Below are 20,235 nucleotides of genomic sequence, written 5' to 3' on the forward strand. Positions count from 1 at the left end.
CTTTTCATTAATAAAAAATCAAACTAAGCAAAGACGGGGTTGCTCGGGTGGATACAGAAAAGTAATTTTTCCAAGAAAAAAATACCCAGTACTGGGTATTTTTAGTAGAAAATAGGTGGTTTTGACGGGATTTGTCGGATTTTTTTGGGGTGGGTACTGGGAAAAGTCTAAAAGTTTTGAATCCGATCCTTCAAATTCAGATTCAAACCTTCTAATAAATTCACCAGTTCCCCCGATCCCGATAAATCGGGACGGGGCAGGCAGTGCAACCGTGGTTTCATTGTTTCCCGATTATCATCGGGACAAGCTGTGCTCCGCACGCAACGAAAACCTAGTTGTTGTGTGCAGTTATTTTGTTTTAATTTTTTCTGTTAGTGACTTAATTACATCAATAAGGTTTTCTGAAAATTTTGGGTCATAACTATCCGAATTTAGTTCGTAGAATGAAGATGACTTGTCAATATTCCAATTTTGGAAGATTTCATTTATTTCATTGTATGACGAAATTCTGTCTCCGTAGGCTTTAATAAAAAACTCTCCAAAAGAAATAGCGTGTAGTCTGTCAGCATTTCTCAAAGCTTCGTGCATAAACGATTTTCCCAAAGTAAAAGTGTATTTAGAACAAGCCAATAATAAACCAATTATTATGACACTTTTTAGAAGTAGAGTAATAATAGTTATCCAGACAATGTTTGGCGTAACTTCAATAGTTTCTGTAACCTCTGAAATTGATTTTAGTCCATTAACTGCGAATAATATACCTGAAACTAGTGTCATAAATCCGATACCGTAGCATAAGTAAGCGACAGCTTTATTTTGGTTCTCTCTCTTTTTTAAAGCATCAGTGGCTATTTTTATATAATCAGCTGCTTTTCTTTCTATAATTTCTCTTTCTTCAGAAGCTTTTTCCTCAAAAGCTTCTTTTTTTCCAATGAAACTAGAAATAGAAGAATCTATTCTATTTATCGATTCCTCATAATTGTCATCTGAAAGTCTTATACAATACAAATCCTTAATAAAATCAGGGATTTCTATGTCTCCGTAAACTACAGGAATTAAAAACTTTTTGTTTTCATTTTCGTCAATAAATGCTCTAGTTGTGCCTATTTCACTAATAACATATTTCGAGTTTAAACTGTTTTTAGTAATTAATACAAGTAGTCCCTCAGAACTTTTTAATTCATTCAGTAGCTCTTTTCTCCAATCCACACCAACTTTCATAATGGTTTCGTCCATTATTATTGAATGTCCTCGGCTTTTTAAATCTTCACCAATTCTCTTGATTAGCTCAATGTCTTGATGTTGATAAGAAAGGTAAATTTTTGCCATATTTTTGTTTTAATTGCGCACAACAGTTTATATAAGCAGCGTTCCCGTGATCTAGAGATCCACTATCCCAAGCACAAAATGTCATTGAAATAGAAGTTAAACAAAAGTAGCACGAAACCTGGCAATGATTCTTAAACTGTGTTGGCAGCCGTTTCGTTCGGTCTCTATTTTGGTTTATTCTTCCCAAAAGTACATGCGTTAATGAAAAGACGTCCAAAATCGGTTATTTCATAAAAACCTCTTTTCCACTCCACTTTCTGAAAATATCCCTTCATTTCTTCTTTTTCAAATTGCGCCATTGCAGATTTATAAATCATCTCAAGAGGCTCATACAACTTGTTATCCATTTTGTGAACTGAAGGGTCAATTGAAATGATTCCCATACTCTCTAAATTATCCAAATATGTCTTGATATTCCTCGGAAAAGTTAGTCTAAGATACACCTCAATCCCTGTTAGTCTTTTTTTTACTTCTATATAGCCCTTTTTGTCCTTCTGGTGAAGCCTTTGAGAAATGCATGGTATTTCCGCCTTTCCTTTGAGGTATCTTATAATCTGTCCCTCATCAACGGACAGCCTCTCGATAAGTTGGACAAAACTCGGATGCGCTTGATTAATCGTTTTTTCACTAGAAGCTTTTGTTAATAGTGAAGTGAATAAATCAGCTATTTCGTCATTCGTAGTATACGTTAGTTTTTCTGTAATAGGAATGCCTATTTCAGGAGGCACCTCACAAATCTCTTCCTCCGGTATCTCGTTCAATTTTTCTTTGTAAGAATTCATATGCTTCTCGTAATTAAGCAGCACTTTTTCATTCATAAGTTTCACCGGGAGCAAAATCGTATTGCTTAACTCAAATACGGTACCGAGTGCTTTTCCAACTTTTTTGACAGACGGTTGAGCAAGATCTTTGTAGATTAACTCAAGTATTCTTGGAACATCCTTAATTGTTTTTGCAATCTCTTTTCCTTCTTCTATCATACATTTATAAAATGTTGTTAAAATGGCTGCCAACTTACTTTTTTATTTACTTTTTATCAACTCAACCTTACAGAAACGGGGCTTGAGTTCACCTTTGGTTGCTTTAAATTTCACCAATCATCAAAGGGACTTTTAATTGTTTCCAGTGTTTTCTGCGATACATGAGTGTATAACTCAGTCGTCCGGCTACTGCTATGTCCTAATAATTCTTGAATAAATCGTAGGTCTGTTACCCCCTCTGGGAGTAGTCAAATTTTGGTTGCTCCTTTGTTTATTTGGAATCCCAACCTACTATCCTTAACAATTTGCAATTGATGTTTATCTCAGTTTCATCGCTGAAGGATTCCAGAATTTAAACAGCATTAAATATTGTCTTTTGTCCTTCGGCCAGTTTTTACTACGGCAAGAAAGGGGAAATATTTATTAAAAAAATACCCAGTACTGGGTATTTTTAAGGCTAAATGTGTGATTTTGACAAGGTTTGTCGGATTTTTTTGGGATGGAATTGAAAAAAATAAGATTAAAGAGGTGTTTTTTGGATTGGATATCCAATCCCGAGTGAAGTTTTTGGATGACAAAAATTCTGTTGCCAAATAAGCTGGCAAAAATTTTATAGCCAAATAGGATTCCTCCTCCGTCGTTTTCAACTCTACATCAAGTTTAAAAAATGACGCTACCAGATCCAACTCAATCAGATCAATAAAAATACAGGCATCTGTAACCGCTACTCGCATTAGATGACCATATTTTCCTTTCTGAATTCTCCCAGTTCCTGATTCTTCAATGCGGCTGCTTTGCTCATGGAAATAAAATCCTCTGCCAAAGCCCGGAAAAGCAATTGGGAAAAGCGGTTGGAATGCTCCGCTCCCTCATAGGCTACAGGCTCATTTTTGCGGTAGCCCAATTGATTAAAGACCGCATAAAACTGTCTGAAATAGTTGTCAGAGATCAAGCCGAGGTTCTTGGCCCGATAGACCAAGGCCTGCATGGAAATACCATACTGCTGCTTGATGGCTGCCAATTCATGGAAAGAAAGTTTGCTCCGCCTGCCACCCAGTTCGATTCTAAGCCGTTCTTCGGGAATCAGCATGGCAGTCGCAAAGGCGTGGCAGAACTTTTCTTTTTCGGGGAGGTGATTCACCTCCAAAATCAAATGTGCCAATTCATGTAAGGCGGTGAATCGCTTCCGGTCGGGGGCATCATTTAACTTAGCCTTATTTAAGACGATCAAAGGGATGCTTTTTCCATTGACCCAAGTAGAAAATCCGTCAAACTCCTCGGTGGATTCTATTTCCAGAACCTTCACATGGTGATCTTCCAACAGCTCAATTACGTTTGAAAGCGGTCCGGTGCCCAAACACCATATCTCTCGTAGCCTGAGCGCTACATTATCAATGTCTTCAAAAGACTGAATTGAAATACCGCTAAGTGGATTTTCAAACCGAGTTTCTATTCCCAGAATTTGCTCGAGTTCCAGGTATCTGCCCAATTCATCTTTGGCTATTTCCACGATACGGGTTCGCTCCTTTGCAGTGAATAGGCTCAATTTGTCATTTCCTTGAATATCGATTTCCAAAACCTGATCGGAGAAAAAGTAATCCGGTCGTACTCCCAGGGCTTCAGATAGGATTCCGATCATCTCACTGTCGGGGATGACATGTCCCAACTCGTATTTACTCAGGGACTGCTTGGTTATTCGATTGTTGATTTTGTCAGCCAAGCCTTGGAGGGAAAGTCCATTCATCAGGCGGGCTGATTTGAGGCGGCTTGAGAAATTCTTCATTAGTATGCTAATTGAACTCTAAATGATATAAAATCCAAACTTATAGATTTGTATTGACAAATGGTGTTTATTAAAGCATATTTGTCAACTTGTTTCAACCTTCTGTAAAAGATTTCTTGTTTTATATGGTAGCTTGAAACATATTGAATTAATTTGCTTTGGTATTGAATTAAAATTGTTTTGATTTTTGAAAATGGCAGCAGCGGAACAAATAAAGTCCTTGATTAAATCTTTTGGAGAGGGTGATGAATCTCGCTTCTATGCTACTGCTATGCAAATTGCTGCTTCAGAGGCTAGAAAAGGTCATCTAGAATTGGCTGAAGAACTAAAGAAGCTTATTGACAAAAGCAAATCCTCCAAATCAGTTGTTAAACGGCTGCCAGTCAATGCAGCTCAGAAGGAGCTTAACGACTTGCTTGAGCTAGTCAGTCCACAATTAAAATTGAAGGACATGGTTCTTTCAGAAGCCTTGAAAGATTCTCTGATGAAGGTGATTCATGAACAGAGACATTTAGATAAACTTCTAAGCTACAATCTTCAGCCTAGAAGGAAGTTGCTTTTGGTAGGGCCTCCGGGCTCTGGTAAAACAATGACTGCCCATGCTTTAGCGGGTGAACTTGAATTGCCTCTTTTCGTCATCCGACTTGACGGGTTAATAAGTCGATACCTCGGTGAATCCATTGCAAAACTTCGATTGATTTTTGATTCAATGATGGATTTTAGGGCTGTTTACCTATTTGACGAGTTTGATAGTATTGGCAGCACACGGTCTCATTCTCAGGATGTTGGAGAAATAAAGCGGGTGTTGAATACTTTCTTATTGCAGATTGAGAAAGATAAGTCAAATAGCTTGATAATTGCAGCAACGAATTTGCCAGGAAGCCTAGATTCAGCATTATTCCGGAGATTTGATGATATTATCACCTACGAGAATCCAACTTCAGATCAAATTGAAAAAGTTTTTAAATCCAAATTTGCTGAAATCGGAATTGGCGATAATATAAATTTTAGGAGAATTTCTGAATTATCGCTTGGGCTCAGTCACGCCGAGATACACAAAATATGTGAAGACATCTGGAAGGATTCCCTTCTATATGGAGAAACAGAGATTAAGGAGAAAAAAGTTATTGACTATATAAAGGCAAGAAAGAAGGACTATTAAACTAATATTGAATGAGTTTTTTTAAACATATTTTTTTTGACAATAAAGCAAGGCCCTTAAGTTTTACACCACATGGTTCAGGAAGATTTACCACAAACAAAAATGTTGATCAGGTCATTCATGGTAGAAAGCTAAATGATGAATTTAATTCAGCTTTTCTTGAATTTTGGGAAGGAGAACCTGGGGACTTTGTTTACGTCCAATTCGAAACCTTTGCCGGATTTGATTTGGACTTATCTAAATTTGAAGGTAAAGCAGGTGAAATTAGAATCGCCAACATAAAGGAAATAGGGGAAGAAGGTAGCCGCAAAACTATTAGCTCGATATTTCTCTCTAAGAAAGGAGTCAAAGAATTTCTAGCAAAAGTAGCAGCCTATTCGCAGCCTGAAAAAAATACTAGCAAAGGAAATCCCAAGAATGCTAGTCTATTATCTAATATCGAGTCAATTTACCATTCAACTTTAAAAGCCTTTTGGCAAGAACCTGAGTTTCCTTTTCCTCAACCGGATGAAGAGGTCTGGTGGGAAGTCTGGTTAGATATTACTAATAATTCCTCAGAATCGGTATTCTCGGAAATTAATGAAATGCTGGAAGCAGCAAGGGTTCAGGTATCCTCAAGAGTTTTGAATTTTCCTGAACACCTGGTCATTTTGGTAAAAGGTAGTTCCAGACAACTTTCAGCTTCTCTACTCTACTCCCAGTATCTTGATGAATTGAGAAAGCCGGTAGAAATTGCTGATTCATTTACTGCAATGGATATTACTGAGCAACGTTCTTGGATATCTGATTTGGCACAAAGGTTAACTATTCAGGGAGATCCCCAAATTTCAGTTTGTTTATTGGATGCCGGAATCAATGAAAACCATCCACTCCTAGCAAATTTAAAATCAATTATTTCACTGGATACTGTCGAGCCATCTTGGGGTACCGATGACAGTTGGGCGGGTCCAGGTCATGGAACACCCATGACAGGAATAATCTTTTTTGGAGACTTGACAGAAGCTCTGTTAAGTAGAGAACAGATCAGAATATTTCATCGATTGGAGAGCGTGAAAATCATTCACGCAGCGCACCCAACAGATCCGGATTTTTATGGGCCAATCACCGAAGAAGCCATCGCAAGAGCAGAGGCCTCAAATTCATTTTCTCAGAGAATTTTTAGCATGGCCATAACTGCAGATGGAGATTCGCATTTAGGAAAACCAAGTTCTTGGTCCGCCACTGTCGATAAATTGGCTTTTGGAGAAGAAAATTGGAAACGCCTAATTCTGGTTTCAGGAGGAAATATTCCCAATTTCCGGTGGCTTGAGTATCCTCTTTCTAATTTTGAGTACTCTATCCATACTCCTGCTCAGGCTTTTAATGCCGTTTCTGTTGGAGCCTATACGCTTAAAGATCGAATTGATTATACAAAATACCCGAGTGCAACATTATTGGCTGAGAGAGGTGATTTAGCTCCTTCAAGTACAACCAGTGACTCATGGGATAAGGAATGGGCAATCAAACCTGAAGTGGTTTTTGAGGGAGGAAATGCGGCAGTATGGAATAATGCATTGTGTGATCCAGACTCCTTATTTCCTCTGAGTATTTCAAAGGGAGGGCTTGCCAGGTCTCCTTTTACAGCTTTCGGTGAAACCTCCGCTGCCACGGCATTCGCAACAAAGTTTTGTGCAGCTGTTTTGGATGCCTATCCAGATTATTGGCCGGAAACTGTACGAGCCCTTATGGTTCACTCGGCGCAATGGACCGATCAAATGCTTAGAGGCAGGAATATCGAGGACCTATCAAGGGATGAGAAAATTAAATTGCTCAGAAGTGTGGGTTATGGAGTTCCTTTTTTGCCGTCGGCAATTTATACCATGCAGAACTCGGTTTCCTTAATTGTTCAGGAGTATTTGACGCCATATGTGTTTGCAGATGGAAGGGTTCAATCTAATGAATGCCATGTTTTTACATTGCCTTGGCCCCAAGAATTATTACTTGAAATGGGTAATTCAGCAATCAAACTTAATGTCACACTTTCCTATTTTGTTGAACCTAACCCGGGAAATAAGAGATATTCAAAAGCGAGTAATTATGCTTCACATGGACTTCGATTCAAACTAAAGGATGCCAATGAGTCCTCCGAGGCATTTTTAGCTCGAATTAATAAGGAAGCTAGAGAGGCATTGGAAGGAGAATACCAAACTGAAGGAAGAGAAAGATGGGTTCTTGGGCAAAAGATTAGAGATAAAGGTTCAATCCATCGGGATATATGGAAAGGAAATGCAGCTGATCTGGCCACAAAAAACGAACTGGCAATTATTCCCACCGGAGGCTGGTGGAAAAACCGACCCATACATAAACGTTTCACCCAATCCGTCCGATACAGTTTGATCATTAGTATCGAAACTGAATCAGAAGATTTACTGACTCCTATTTTGAATGAACTGAAGGTAAGTGCTGAAATATTTACTTAAGGGGTGCTGATGCTTAAAAAGCAAATTAAGGAACTGGCTTTTTTCAAAATTGGAATTACTAAAGCTCATAAGGGATGAGAAATTGATTTAGGTCATTTGAGTATTCCACCCTTATACTTTTTTGCTCAGATATTGAAATTAGCTGAAATAATCTTTGTTTGATAGTATCTGGAAACATGTCTTGGATGTAAATTGTCCTTAGACTTTCCATTGTATCAAGAATTTCTTTGTCAATTTTTCTATTGAAAAAGGGAATAGAATAGCCAATAATTACTAGTGTTGGGATATTCAAGACTATGACATATCTCTATATAATTATCAACAGACCTTTTTAGAAAATTATTATCATATTTTTGATCCAAACGCTTTAGAAAGTTGTTTTACGAGCCATCCCCATAAGTAAAGCATCCGCTCGTACCGTTTATTTTAAAAATATTAAATTTATCTTTGCCATATTCAAGAAATAAGTGCAACGCGTTTGTAAGATAATAATTTCTCTTTAGGAGTTAAGTAGTTGAATTTTCTTATAGGCCTGTTGTTGATTTTTTGGTCTATTTCTGCGATGGTTTGATCGGTGATTTCATTTAGATCAGTTCCTTTAGGAAGGAATGCTCTAATCAGTCCTATTCTGTTTTCTACTGTTCCTTTGTCCTGTGAAGTGTAAGGTCTTGTGAAGAAAGTTTTGATTCCAAATTTGTCTCTTATTTCATGTTGCAAGTCGAAAGCCATATCGTTGTCGAATGTGCAGGTTTTGATCCAGCTGGATCCGATCCACTCCGTGCGCTGTTCGATTTTGGCCTTGACAAGCTCTGCTTCTTTTGAAGGGAGGAAGTCCATGATAGTGATTAGAGTAGCCCTATCTGTCATGACTAGTAAGGCAGATTGGTGGTTTTTACCCATCATTAAATCTACTTCTATATCTCCTAATCGTTCCCTGTTTTGAACGATGTCAGGTCTTTGGTCGATCGATACACTTTCTTTGATAACGCCTCTATTTTGCCTGTAATTGCCCCCTTTTTGTTTTCATTTGCCGTGTCTGAGATGTTTGTACAGGCCTCTGTCCTGAATCAAACTCGAATGACGGCTCTTTTTAGCCTTCCAAATCCAGTCATAAATAGTTTCATGGGAGACTCCTTGTTGACCTTCTTTTTCCCATTGAGCAGCTATGAGTTCGAGGCTGAGTTTACCTTGTTCCAACCATACTCTAGCTTGTTCTTTTAGCGGTTCTGTAAACCGGATTTTCTTTCATTTCAACCGATGGCGTTCTTTAGTTCGATCCATCGCAATCTTGGCTGAATATGCTTTGGCATGAGGTCCACGCTTTCCGGTATTCCGCTTGAGTTCTCTGCTTGCGGTGCTTTTATGGACCCCAATGAGCATGGCTATCTCCACTTGCTTGGTTCCGGCTTTGATTAAAATTTCGATTTGGTACCTTTGTTCTGGGCTGAGATGATTGAATTTCTGCATAACAACATTAATTTAGTTATTCAGCCTAAGGAAAGGAAGCCTAGGCTTCCTTTCCTTAAATCTTTAGTGTTTCATTAGTTACTTGAATCTGGGTGATTTTGTTTTTCAGCAAATACTGTTTTTGAAAATAGCATTGCTTGATTTGGAGCACTACTATCGCTTCTATCAAGTAGCATAGCCAACATTTCTTCATAGGTAAGTGTTTGTTCATTAAAGTCCCAATCAAATTTATCTTCAAAATATTTTCGGTAAAAAGAAAATTATTTAAGCCTAAATCATCTCCGACTGGTTGCTCTTCATCAGATGCCTTACGAGTTATACGGTTTATAATACCGACTAAATGTTGTCCCGCTTTAGAACTTTGAATTGCTACCAAGTGATTTACTTGAAGTTCTCTTAATTTTTCAAGTTCATCAACCTTTATGATTAGTGTTGCTTTATCAACACAGAGGGTACTCCCAAAGTAACTCGACCATTTTAATCTAGTTTTTTAAAAAAACGTCAGTTAATTCCAAGGTTTAAACCCAATTAAAGCAAAAAATACGGTTGGAAATCCAAAAAACTTATGAAAAACTCCGCCAATTACTGACAAAACCCAAAAAATACCCAGTACTGGGTATTTCATATTAATTCTGAAATTCCTAGGTTGGCTTTTGAAGCAAACAAGCAAATCAATGCTGGCAACATTAAGCAAAATCGGGGAACAACTTCTAGACGGGAAAGGGGTTTGGGCGCAACTCACATCGGAACCCAAATACAGTGATGCCAATACCAATTGGGTTTGTCCGATACTTTTTGATTGCGATAATGGTCGCATTAAAATATTGAAAGATCAGATTTCAAGGTTTAAACCAGAAGACTCAAGTATCAAGTTTCGCTATCTAAATACTGAATTATGGGGAAGGAGAGGAAAAAAATGTGCACTGACAGTAGAGCCTAAAAACTTCACCATGCTGGAGGAAACTCTATTCGGAAAGACATCGGGCGATCTTGGGACAATGCTCCGTACACTAGATGAATATCCTAAATTTGTATCTAAGCCGATTTATACAGCGTTATCGGAGATTCATCAGAATCTAACAAGCGAAAGACAAATGCTTGATATAGCTTTATTCAAGAAAGAGTTGAGCTTTGGAAAAGATGATCAAGTAGTTCTATTCTATTCTGTAATCCAGTCGGCTAAAATTAATAATAGCGCTCAAATTAAACTCGTTGAATTAGATGGATATGATGAGTTTGTTCTAGAAAAGTTTGGCACTCAAGGAAGGGGTCAAGAAGGGATTGATTATGTAAGCGGAAACTTCATCAGTGATGTTAAAGAAGCTAATTTTTCAGGACGTTATAATATCCATAAGATTTTTCAAACAACAGCCTCAAATTATGCTTCAGGCTTCGTGGATTTTAGAAAAAACTTTCAGACAAACCAACCGACCCTGGCAGCACTTGATAAGGCATCTGAATATGCGCTGAATAAATTACAAACCCGAATTGCAGGGATAACTCACATAGTCGTTCCAAACTTTCTGCATAAAGATCTTGATGAATTTGATATAGAAGAAACTGAGCTTTTTTTGGATAGGAGTTCAGAATTGCTTTTTAAATACAACAGCTTAGAAGCAGATGTAGAGCGTGAGTTACCTGATACCAGTCTATTTTGGCTGAATTACATAGCTTTTGAGTCAGATGGCAATTCCTTCAAGGTAATGAACCATATCAAAGATGTAAATAGTAGGTATCTTAAGAAATTGACCGAAGTATTAGCAAACACAGAAAGCGAATTCCGAGAGTATATTGGCAGTAAACACCCCTTTAACTTCCAGTCTGTTTATTACATGATTCCTACCAGAGACAGTAATAAATCCAAAAACAATCCTGCACTGCATCTTTTCAAAGATATTCTGGAGCAGAGGGAAATTGATTCTAACTTTTTGTTCGGTCATTTCACCAATCTGGCACTTTGCCATTGGTACGGAAGATATGCTGCATTCCCAAACATAAGGAAGAACGATTCTTTTGATTTTGCTATCAAAGATGCAGTTTTTAAATACTCGGCTTTAATCTATGCTTTAAAGAAACTTAACCTAATAACTATGGAAAAGAAGGAAATAGAACCATTGGAAAATCAGGAGGTTAAACCTGATTTTCAGCAAAGAATTGACAACTTTTTTGAAAAAATGGGATATGGGACAAGTGAAAAAACCATGTTTTACCTAGGAAGAATCTTGTCAACAATCGCTTATGCCCAATATAAAAAAGGTCATGAATCTAAGCCCGTGTTGAATAAAATCAATTTTAACGGGATGGATGTCCAGTCTATAATTAGGCTTAGTTTGGAACTATCAGAAAAGGTAAGACAGTATAGTCTCCACCGCGAAACCGATGGAAATTTTGCAAGATTCAGAGAGAACTTTAATGAAAAACAATGGAATTTGAGTAATGAACAAAATGTATTTTACCTAATGGCAGGATACTCTTTTGGCTTAACAAAACCCGACAACAACTAAACTATTTAAATCATGTCTGTAATTAAAAACAACTCCGATTTTCTATTCCTTTACGAAGCAATCAATTGTAATCCCAACGGGGATCCTGATCAGGAAAATAAGCCCAGAATGGATTATGACACCCAAACGAACTTGGTCACTGACACACGATTGAAGCGCTATATTCGTGATTATTTTATGCAAGAAGGCTTTGATGTATTTGTGGCGATGGAAGAGGGAACCAAAGTTAATCCAGATACCAAGTTTGTAGCGGTTGTCGAAAAATTATTAGCAGACCCATCAAAAGCCGCAAAGTTTTTTGAAGGAAATGAGGAAATGGCCAAGGCCTATGCGGATGTAATTAAAGAAAAGAAAGACAGTGAAGGAGTTTTTAAAGCCCTACAAACCAAGAAAAATAAAAAGCTCAATTACTTTATTTTGGAGAAACTAGTCCGTGATACCTTTTTGGATATCCGCCTTTTTGGGAGTGCTTTTGCCGTTAAGGAATTTACCAGGGCCTACACTGGCCCGGTACAAATAAATTGGGGCTATTCTTTAAACAAAGTTTACCAAATTGATTCCAATTCCATTGTCACAATTATGAATGATGACAGCAGCACATTTGGTAAGGATTACCGAGTACATTACAGCTTGCTTTCTTTTCATGGAGTTGTGAATAAGCATGCTGCAAAAACTACTGGGCTTTCAGATCGTGACATGGAAAAATTCCGTGATGGTATCTGGAGTGCTATTCCATCATTACCGACTCGATCCAAGCTAAATCAGTACCCAAAACTCTACCTGGAAATCATTTATAATGATGGGTACCACAATGGTCATTTTGGTGATTTAAGAAATTTAGTGAAATGTGAGCCAAAAGCTGAAGTTGGAGATTTTAAGAAAGTAAGGAGTTTCAGTGATTTGATGGTCGATTTTTCTGCTTTGGAAAAGCTCATAACTGACCACAAAGGAGGCGTTATTAAAGACGTAATAATTAAAACTGTAGAAGGCATTTCTTTTAATTCCTAATCTTATGGAAGTGCTTTCATTAGATATTGAAGGGAAGTTTGCGCATTTCAGGAAATTTCATGGGAATAATACGGCGATGAGTTATTCAATTCCGCCGCGTACTACCACTATTGGAATTCTAGCTGCCATTTTGGGTGAACCAAAGGATTCCTATTATGAGCGTTTTCGACATGAAAATCTTAAAGTGGGCATTCGTGTTTTATCAGATTTAAAGAAATCATTTCACCGAGTAAATTACCTTAAAATAACTGGCTCAGGTGATTTTGGAGGAAAGAATGGCCGAATTCAAACTCCTTTAGAAGTGGTTACTGCTCATGATTTAAAATCTGGAATGGTTGCCTACAGAATTTATATTTCTGCTGGTATAGATGAAACATTGTACCAGTCATTAAAAAAATCACTGTCAAACTCTGAAAGACAATTTAATTTAAGTCTAGGTATTGCGGGCTTTTCCGCATTTATAACTAACGTTCAGGTTTTCGAAGGCATAAAATTAAGCGGAAATTCTGATTGGCTCCTTATGCATTCTGCTTGCAACAGCGATGAAGTTGAGGAACTCGATTTTCCTGATGATGCAGAATTCCGGTTTAATCATATTGAAGAAGAATTACTACCAGCTGATTTTATAGGAGGAGAAAAAGGGCGGGAGTTATACCGGATGAATCGGGTCTTATTTGCCACCAAAAACTTCCCGATTCGGGTAATCCTAAATGGAGATTATTATAGATTAGAAGCGAACGGTAGTGTAGAGAATATTCAATTTCTGGAATATGCAGGTGTTTTCACATAGTAAAGAAGAAAATGGAAAAAGATCAGGGAGCAAATTTCTGATAGATCATTTAAATGGGGTACATACAAAAGCCCTAAACCATCTTTCTCCAAGGGTCTCATTTCATGCTAACCTAAACATCACAGAATTGATCAGTGTAGTCTGTTGGCTACATGATTTGGGTAAATACACCTCCTATTTTCAAACCTACCTTTTAAATCCAGAAAAAGCGGAACTTCATTTAAAGGCACATTCTAACCTTGGTGCGCATGCGGCATTTAATTATTTCTATCCAAGCCCTGAGATGTCCCTTATGGCATTTTATTTAATAAAAATGCACCATAGCAATTTAGTCAACATTGATTTGGTTCTTTTCCCTGACAACTCTTCTACCCGAATTCAAGAACCTGAGATCTTTCTTAAACAGAAGAGCGCACTGACAAGCTTGGAAGAGTTAAAAAACAAACTCTCCCGCTTTGATGAATCTCAAATTGAATTATCTACGCCTAAGGGATTACATACCCTTTATAAAAAGATTTTAAGAAAACAGACTTCAATTGGTCATTACTTTATTACAAATTATCTTTTCTCCTTGCTTATTGAAGCGGATAAATTAGATGCTTCCGACACCACTTCTTATCAATCTGAAAATTTACCATCTGCGGCGGTAGATGATCGATTTGGGAAACCTGTTTTTCCAGATCTGGAATTGCATCAAATGTCCCAGAATCAATTACGAAATTACGTACGGTCTGAAGTTGTTCGTACCCTAGAACGAAAAGATATTCTAGATAAAAGAATTTTCACGCTAGCCGCACCTACCGGGATAGGTAAGACTATGACCTCTCTTGATTTCGTTCTAAAATTAAGAGCGAATATCGCAAGAGAAGAAAATTATTTACCTCAGATTATATACGGATTACCCTTTATCAACATCATAGAACAATCTCTTAATGAGTATGAAAAAACTCTAGGCAAGGGAAAAGTAATGGGGCATTATCAGTATGCTGATATATTTGGAAAAGAAGGGGAGGAAAAAAATGAGCTATCAGATGAGGAATCTTCTTACTCCCAAAAACAGATGTCGTGGGATACCTGGCAAATAGATGTGGTGATCACTTCATTTGTCCAACTTTTTGAAACCCTGATAGGTAACCGAAATAAATTGTTAAAAAAATTTAGACACTTTGCTGATTCGATTATTATTTTAGATGAAGTACAAACACTAGCTATAGAAAAACTGCCGATAATTGGTGCCGCTCTTTTTTATGCTGCTAAATTTCTGAACGCCAGGATCTTGATTATGACGGCTACTCAACCAAAGATTTTTGAACTTATGGTGCGGGAACTTGATATAGAGATTGATAGTGCTAAATTTATACCTCTTAATATTTTAGAGAATGATGAAGCAGTGTTCAAATGCTTTAATAGAACTAAAATCATTCCTTTACTTTCTGAAAGTATAGAATCTGAAGGGTTCTTGAAGCTTTTCGAAGATTATTGGACTTTTGGAAAAAGCTGTCTTGTGGTAGTGAATAAAGTCAGTCGATCTATTGAAATATATGAGGCCTTAAAGCAATTTTTAGAAGGCTATCCAGATGTAGCGCTGTTTTATCTTTCTACCAATATTACTCCAATAGAAAGACAGCTACGAATCAAAGAAATAAAGGGAAATTTAGAGGAAAAGTCCTGCATACTTGTTTCCACCCAAGTGGTAGAAGCAGGAGTTGATTTAGATTTTGACATGGGATTTCGAGATTTAGGACCAGTAGATTCTATAGTTCAGGTAGCTGGACGAATAAATCGTGAAAACTCAGAAGCCCGAAAAGGATCTCCATTATACATTGTTGATTTTGGAGATTGTCAAAAAATATATGGTGTTGCAACAAATATCAAAGCACGTAAAGCATTAGGAGAAAAAGAAATAGAAGAAAAAGACTATAAGCAAATGGTTGAGGCTTATTTTGATGAAGTCTCCTGTGAAAATATGACAGATTTTAGATTTTCTGTGGAAGTTTTTGAGGCCATGCAGAATTTGAAATATGCTTTTCCTTCTTCCTCACCTAAAAAGCACACAACCGTTTCCGATTTTAAAATAATAGAAGAAAGTCACAAGGGCATTAGCGTGTTTGTGGAATCACCGTTTGATTCTGAGGCCACAGAAGCACGGCAAGCCTATCAATCTTTACTTCTTGGTAAGCTAGACAAAGCGACATTCGACAAAAGTTTTAAAAGGAATTTTAATCAGAGGATTATTGCGGTACCGAATTATTTAGATAAATCAATTGAACTGAAGAAAGATGTGAAACTTTCGGATGATATTTTTTGGATTCAACCGGATGATTTTGCGTTTTATTATGACCAATTCACAGGATTTAAGCGAAATAATGAAGCCTCAAACCAAGCCATTTCATTTTAAATAAAATGACTGTTACAGCCCAAAATAAGATCCCCATTACCCGCATCCAATTCCCCGAAATTAAACTCCTAACCCGGGATGCTCATAAGCTGCGTGGTTATTTTGGTAACCTGTTTAAGGAGCACTCCCCAATTTTGCACAACCATTACGAGGATGGAAGTCTGCGCTACAGATATCCTTCAGTCCAATATAAAGTCCTGAATGAAGTACCCACGCTAATAGGGATTGGAGAAGGAGCCAGTTTATTGCCCCAGCTTTTCCTGAAAATCAAAGAGATCCATCTGGACGGAATCACCTACCCCATCTCAAGCAAAAACATCCAGCATAACCAGCAGCAGATCGGATTCTCTGAGGAGCTACAGTCCTACAGTTTTGAAACACTTTGGATGGCACTGAATCAGGAAAATCATCGGAAATACATTTCCTTGGCCAGTGTGGCAGAAAGAAAGAAAATGCTGAACAGTATCATTGTAGGTCATGTATTGAGCCTATTCTCCAATATGGATATTATGCTTAATCCGGAACAACGACTGATGGCCATGACCCAGCTTCAGGAAAAATCCACCAAGTTTAAGGATAATACCATGATTGCTTTTATAGGACAGTTTGTGATTAATGCCCATATCCCAGAGGGATTGGGGCTTGGTAAGTCAGTATCCAGAGGTTTTGGCACGGTAAAAAAATTGTAGCTATGCAGATCTTTATCAACACTTACGGAACCTACCTGCATGTCAAAGATGATATGTTTGAGATCAAAGTAAAGGAAGATAAAACTAAGCCTGCCAAAATCAACCATATTGCAGCCCACAAAATCACCTCTTTTATAGTCTCTAAAGGCGCAGCTATTACCACCGATGCCATTGCTTTGGCACTTCGGCACAATATTGATATCGTGGTAGTGGAAAAAGATGGTCACCCCATGGGGAGATTTTGGCACAGCAAGTTGGGGAGTACGACCAAAATCAGAAAGCGACAATTGGAAGTTTCACTGAATGAAGAAGGGCTTAGCTATATAAAAAGCTGGCTAGTAAAAAAACTTGAGAACCAGGCAGATTTTCTGAATGACCTGAAGAAACACCGGCCAAATTTTCAGGAAAAATTAGACCACCGAATCAACTCGATTTTGGAGCTTAAAAACAAAATAGCCGAAGTAGAGGGGGCTACGATTCAAGAGGTGTCAGAAAGTCTCCGAGGTTGGGAAGGTTCGGCAGGCAGGCATTATTTTGAGGCACTGGCATTGTGCATCCCAGATCCATTTACATTTAAGGGGCGTAGTTTCCGGCCGGCAAAGGATGCTTTTAATGCTATGCTGAATTATGCTTATGGCATTCTATACAGCAGAGTGGAGCGGGGCTTAATGCTAGCAGGTTTGGATCCCTATGTGGGGTTTATGCACCGGGATGATTACAATATGAAAAGTTTGGTCTTTGATTACATAGAACCCTACAGAATTCATGCTGAGCGCTTTGTATTCAGACAATTTTCAGGAAAGAAGATCAATAAAGCCTTCTTTGATGAGTTTAAGGGATCAGTTTCTTTGAATGCCGAGGGTAAGGCATTTTTTGTGGCTCCCTATCTGGAATATTTGGACAGTGAAAAGACCCGCTATGCAGGTCGTAATCAGACCCGGATGAATGCCTTACAGATGGAGGCTCACAAATTTGCCAATACACTGATAGAAAAAGTATAAAATAAGCAACCAATGATCGTATGGGTCTTATATGACATTAAAAATGACAAAGCCAGGACTAAAGTATCCAAGGTTTGTAAACATACAGGGCTTTATCGGGTGCAATATTCCTGCTTTCTCGGGACGTTGAATAAGAATGAAAAAGACAGTCTTCAACTTGAAATAGAATCTCTGATTGATGAAGAAATCGACAAAGTATATATTTTCAATATGAGCAAGGATGAGTTGAAAGGCTGTGCTATGCTTGGACAGGCATTTGACGAAAAACTCATCACTGACGAAGTAAGATCCCTGTTTTTCTAATGTATAGTTTCTATCCATCCCAGATTATTGAGTACTTGTATTGTGCAAGGTTTACCTATTTTGAGTACGTATTGCGTATACCCCAGTTTGAGGATAAATTTCATAAAGTTCAGAGAGGCAGAGATGTCCATCAAGAAAAGTTGGAACGAAACAAAGGCTATCTCAGAAAGAAAATTGGAGCAGTAGAAAAGTGGCAAGACCAGTATTTGACGATGGAGGGATTAAGGGGAAAGGTGGACGAAGTACTGTTGTTGGCAGACGGCAGTTATGCCCCATTGGATTATAAATTTGCGGAATGGAAGGAGCGATTATATGATACCTACAGGCAGCAGTTGGTTTGTTATGCTGTATTAATTGAGGAGAATTTTAGAGGAACAGTGAAAAAGGGATATTTGGTATATACCAGATCTTCCAACAAACTGATAGAAGTGCCTATTGATCAAGAGTCAAAAAGCCAAATTTTGAAAAGTATGGAATCTATGGCAGAGATAATTTCAAAAAATCAATTCCCAAAAGGCACGAAATTTAAGCAGCGTTGTTTAAATTGTACCTATAAAAACATCTGTATCCAGTGATCCGAGTGTGATTTTATTTAAGCTGGGCAAAAAACAGGCCCTAAACTACAGAATTATAGAGACTTATCAATACGGAAAATGTATAAGAATAGATAAAAATAAGTTCTTTGACATTATGAAAATTAGGAAAAAATCAGGATTAAAAAACTTATATATCATTGGTATAGAGTGTATTGCGATAGCAATCAACCTCAAATACCGAATCCACAGAAACTAGGATTGAAACGGTCCTCCTTAAGAGATTTTAAGGTGAATGCCTGATTACGGTTAACCTCAAATACCGAATCCACAGAAACTAGGATTGAAACGCTTGTGAGTAGGAATAATAGATCCGTTCATTCCTGCCTCAAATACCGAATCCACAGAAACTAGGATTGAAACAAACAAGCGCAAGAAGCTGAATCGATCGAGGAAAACCTCAAATACCGAATCCACAGAAACTAGGATTGAAACAGCAAATGGACTTCCTTACTCCCAATCTCTTCCGAACCTCAAATACCGAATCCACAGAAACTAGGATTGAAACTGCTTCATCTTATACAGTGATTACAGATACAGTGTACCTCAAATACCGAATCCACAGAAACTAGGATTGAAACCTGGAGGTTGGCAGAATGGTGACCTTGTCATCATAGCCTCAAATACCGAATCCACAGAAACTAGGATTGAAACATGTGGAGCTGGTGATGGAGTGTCCCATCCTGATCCACCTCAAATACCGAATCCACAGAAACTAGGATTGAAACAGCAACTCGCACAACCTGCCCTCATAGGGACAGCTTCCTCAAATACCGAATCCACAGAAACTAGGATTGAAACCGTTTCGAGATTTGATCATATTCTTTCCATCGTAGACCTCAAATACCGAATCCACAGAAACTAGGATTGAAACAAGCTTTCTCATATTGGTCTCTAGTGATTTCCATATCCTCAAATACCGAATCCACAGAAACTAGGATTGAAACAAAAATCTTCAAAGTCACCACCGATATAATTCTCAACCTCAAATACCGAATCCACAGAAACTAGGATTGAAACAAATCGTTTTTCTCCAAGTCTATGAGTAGCCACATTCCTCAAATACCGAATCCACAGAAACTAGGATTGAAACCTAATTTTTCGGGCGGTGCAGAGGGTGCGAGTAAAGCCTCAAATACCGAATCCACAGAAACTAGGATTGAAACTCTAGTTATAAAGGTAGTCAAGATAAAAAGAAGATAGCCTCAAATACCGAATCCACAGAAACTAGGATTGAAACACTCAAGCACCATTGGTTCAGCATGATCCTTTGTGGCCTCAAATACCGAATCCACAGAAACTAGGATTGAAACTTTTTCGATAAGCCTCAAATTGACTTTTCAATAATTCCTCAAATACCGAATCCACAGAAACTAGGATTGAAACTAATCCCGACAAATTTCTAAGTTCGGGAATAAATGACCTCAAATACCGAATCCACAGAAACTAGGATTGAAACCCGTATTGGTGGCGATAATTACGCAAGTCCCGCAACCTCAAATACCGAATCCACAGAAACTAGGATTGAAACTGAAGAACTTAAAAATCAAAGAGATGAGAGAGGTATCCTCAAATACCGAATCCACAGAAACTAGGATTGAAACTAGGCTTCTTTGAGACCTATGGAAGTCCTAGATAGCCTCAAATACCGAATCCACAGAAACTAGGATTGAAACCAATTAAAGCAATAGGAGATAATGTTCCAGTTAATGGCCTCAAATACCGAATCCACAGAAACTAGGATTGAAACCCGTATTGGTGGCGATAAT

General features: G+C 37.9%; 15 protein-coding genes, 2 pseudogenes and 1 CRISPR repeat array. Of the genes and pseudogenes, 10 read left to right on the forward strand and 7 right to left on the reverse strand.

What is annotated here, in order from left to right:
* Positions 1-348: 348 nt before the first annotated feature.
* The 4 genes and pseudogenes from Q0L00_RS18590 to Q0L00_RS18605 all read right to left on the reverse strand — a co-directional run bounded on the left by Q0L00_RS18590 (position 349) and on the right by Q0L00_RS18605 (position 4,092).
* On the reverse strand, positions 349-1,329 hold the full coding sequence (locus tag Q0L00_RS18590) for a toll/interleukin-1 receptor domain-containing protein (protein ID WP_297338400.1): 981 nt from the start codon (positions 1,327-1,329) through the stop codon (positions 349-351).
* Positions 1,330-1,493: 164 nt separating this feature from the next.
* On the reverse strand, positions 1,494-2,309 hold the full coding sequence (locus Q0L00_RS18595) for a DUF4393 domain-containing protein (RefSeq protein ID WP_297338401.1): 816 nt from the start codon (positions 2,307-2,309) through the stop codon (positions 1,494-1,496).
* 110 nt (positions 2,310-2,419) lie between these two features.
* Positions 2,420-2,554: pseudogene (locus Q0L00_RS18600) on the reverse strand (tyrosine-type recombinase/integrase); the annotation flags it as partial.
* 488 nt (positions 2,555-3,042) lie between these two features.
* The gene (locus tag Q0L00_RS18605) at positions 3,043-4,092 is read right to left on the reverse strand and encodes a helix-turn-helix domain-containing protein (protein WP_297338402.1); all 1,050 of its coding nucleotides are present in this window, start codon (positions 4,090-4,092) and stop codon (positions 3,043-3,045) included.
* A gap of 193 nt (positions 4,093-4,285) precedes the next feature.
* Here Q0L00_RS18605 and Q0L00_RS18610 point away from each other — a divergent pair, with 193 nt between their 5' ends.
* Positions 4,286-5,254: an AAA family ATPase gene (locus Q0L00_RS18610; RefSeq protein WP_297338403.1), complete on the forward strand. Its 969-nt coding sequence runs from the start codon at positions 4,286-4,288 to the stop codon at positions 5,252-5,254.
* 11 nt (positions 5,255-5,265) lie between these two features.
* The gene (locus tag Q0L00_RS18615) at positions 5,266-7,713 is read left to right on the forward strand and encodes a S8 family peptidase (RefSeq protein WP_297338404.1); all 2,448 of its coding nucleotides are present in this window, start codon (positions 5,266-5,268) and stop codon (positions 7,711-7,713) included.
* A 456-nt stretch (positions 7,714-8,169) separates the two neighbouring features.
* On the opposite strand, the pseudogene Q0L00_RS18620 reads toward Q0L00_RS18615, so the two are convergent.
* From Q0L00_RS18620 to Q0L00_RS18630, 3 genes and pseudogenes are all read right to left on the reverse strand, one after another.
* Positions 8,170-8,712, reverse strand: a pseudogene (locus Q0L00_RS18620) (IS30 family transposase); the annotation flags it as partial.
* 246 nt (positions 8,713-8,958) lie between these two features.
* Complete coding sequence (locus Q0L00_RS18625; protein ID WP_297338405.1) at positions 8,959-9,180, reverse strand: helix-turn-helix domain-containing protein; 222 nt, start codon at positions 9,178-9,180, stop codon at positions 8,959-8,961.
* Positions 9,181-9,235: 55 nt separating this feature from the next.
* Positions 9,236-9,556, reverse strand: a complete 321-nt coding sequence (locus Q0L00_RS18630) for a hypothetical protein (protein WP_297338406.1) — start codon at positions 9,554-9,556, stop codon at positions 9,236-9,238.
* 298 nt (positions 9,557-9,854) lie between these two features.
* Here Q0L00_RS18630 and Q0L00_RS18635 point away from each other — a divergent pair, with 298 nt between their 5' ends.
* From Q0L00_RS18635 to cas4, 8 genes are read left to right on the forward strand one after another with little or no spacing between them, the layout of a single operon-like run.
* A complete protein-coding gene (locus Q0L00_RS18635; protein ID WP_297338407.1) occupies positions 9,855-11,684 on the forward strand; it encodes a TM1802 family CRISPR-associated protein in 1,830 nt (609 codons plus the stop codon).
* A gap of 12 nt (positions 11,685-11,696) precedes the next feature.
* Positions 11,697-12,692 carry a type I-B CRISPR-associated protein Cas7/Csh2 gene (cas7b, locus tag Q0L00_RS18640; protein ID WP_297338408.1) on the forward strand — a complete coding sequence of 332 codons (996 nt, stop codon included), beginning with the start codon at positions 11,697-11,699 and terminating at the stop codon, positions 12,690-12,692.
* 4 nt (positions 12,693-12,696) lie between these two features.
* Positions 12,697-13,482: a CRISPR-associated protein Cas5 gene (gene cas5, locus Q0L00_RS18645; RefSeq protein ID WP_297338409.1), complete on the forward strand. Its 786-nt coding sequence runs from the start codon at positions 12,697-12,699 to the stop codon at positions 13,480-13,482.
* Entirely contained in the window at positions 13,463-15,880 is a 2,418-nt protein-coding gene (cas3, locus tag Q0L00_RS18650; protein ID WP_297338410.1) for a CRISPR-associated helicase Cas3', read from the forward strand. Before cas5 ends, cas3 begins: the two co-directional genes overlap by 20 nt.
* A gap of 5 nt (positions 15,881-15,885) precedes the next feature.
* Entirely contained in the window at positions 15,886-16,569 is a 684-nt protein-coding gene (locus Q0L00_RS18655) for a CRISPR-associated endonuclease Cas6 (RefSeq protein ID WP_297338411.1), read from the forward strand.
* A 2-nt stretch (positions 16,570-16,571) separates the two neighbouring features.
* Positions 16,572-17,570, forward strand: coding sequence for a CRISPR-associated endonuclease Cas1 (gene cas1, locus Q0L00_RS18660; RefSeq protein ID WP_297338412.1), 999 nt, complete (start codon positions 16,572-16,574; stop codon positions 17,568-17,570).
* A 12-nt stretch (positions 17,571-17,582) separates the two neighbouring features.
* Positions 17,583-17,873, forward strand: a complete 291-nt coding sequence (gene cas2, locus Q0L00_RS18665) for a CRISPR-associated endonuclease Cas2 (protein ID WP_297338413.1) — start codon at positions 17,583-17,585, stop codon at positions 17,871-17,873.
* Positions 17,873-18,448, forward strand: coding sequence for a CRISPR-associated protein Cas4 (gene cas4 / locus Q0L00_RS18670; RefSeq protein WP_297338414.1), 576 nt, complete (start codon positions 17,873-17,875; stop codon positions 18,446-18,448). Before cas2 ends, cas4 begins: the two co-directional genes overlap by 1 nt.
* Positions 18,449-18,637: 189 nt before the next feature.
* A CRISPR array of direct repeats spans positions 18,638-20,216; the repeat unit is 37 nt; unit sequence CCTCAAATACCGAATCCACAGAAACTAGGATTGAAAC.
* The last annotated feature ends 19 nt before the right edge of the window (positions 20,217-20,235 follow it).

Source organism: Algoriphagus sp., assembly GCF_024305035.1.
GTDB lineage: Bacteria > Bacteroidota > Bacteroidia > Cytophagales > Cyclobacteriaceae > Algoriphagus.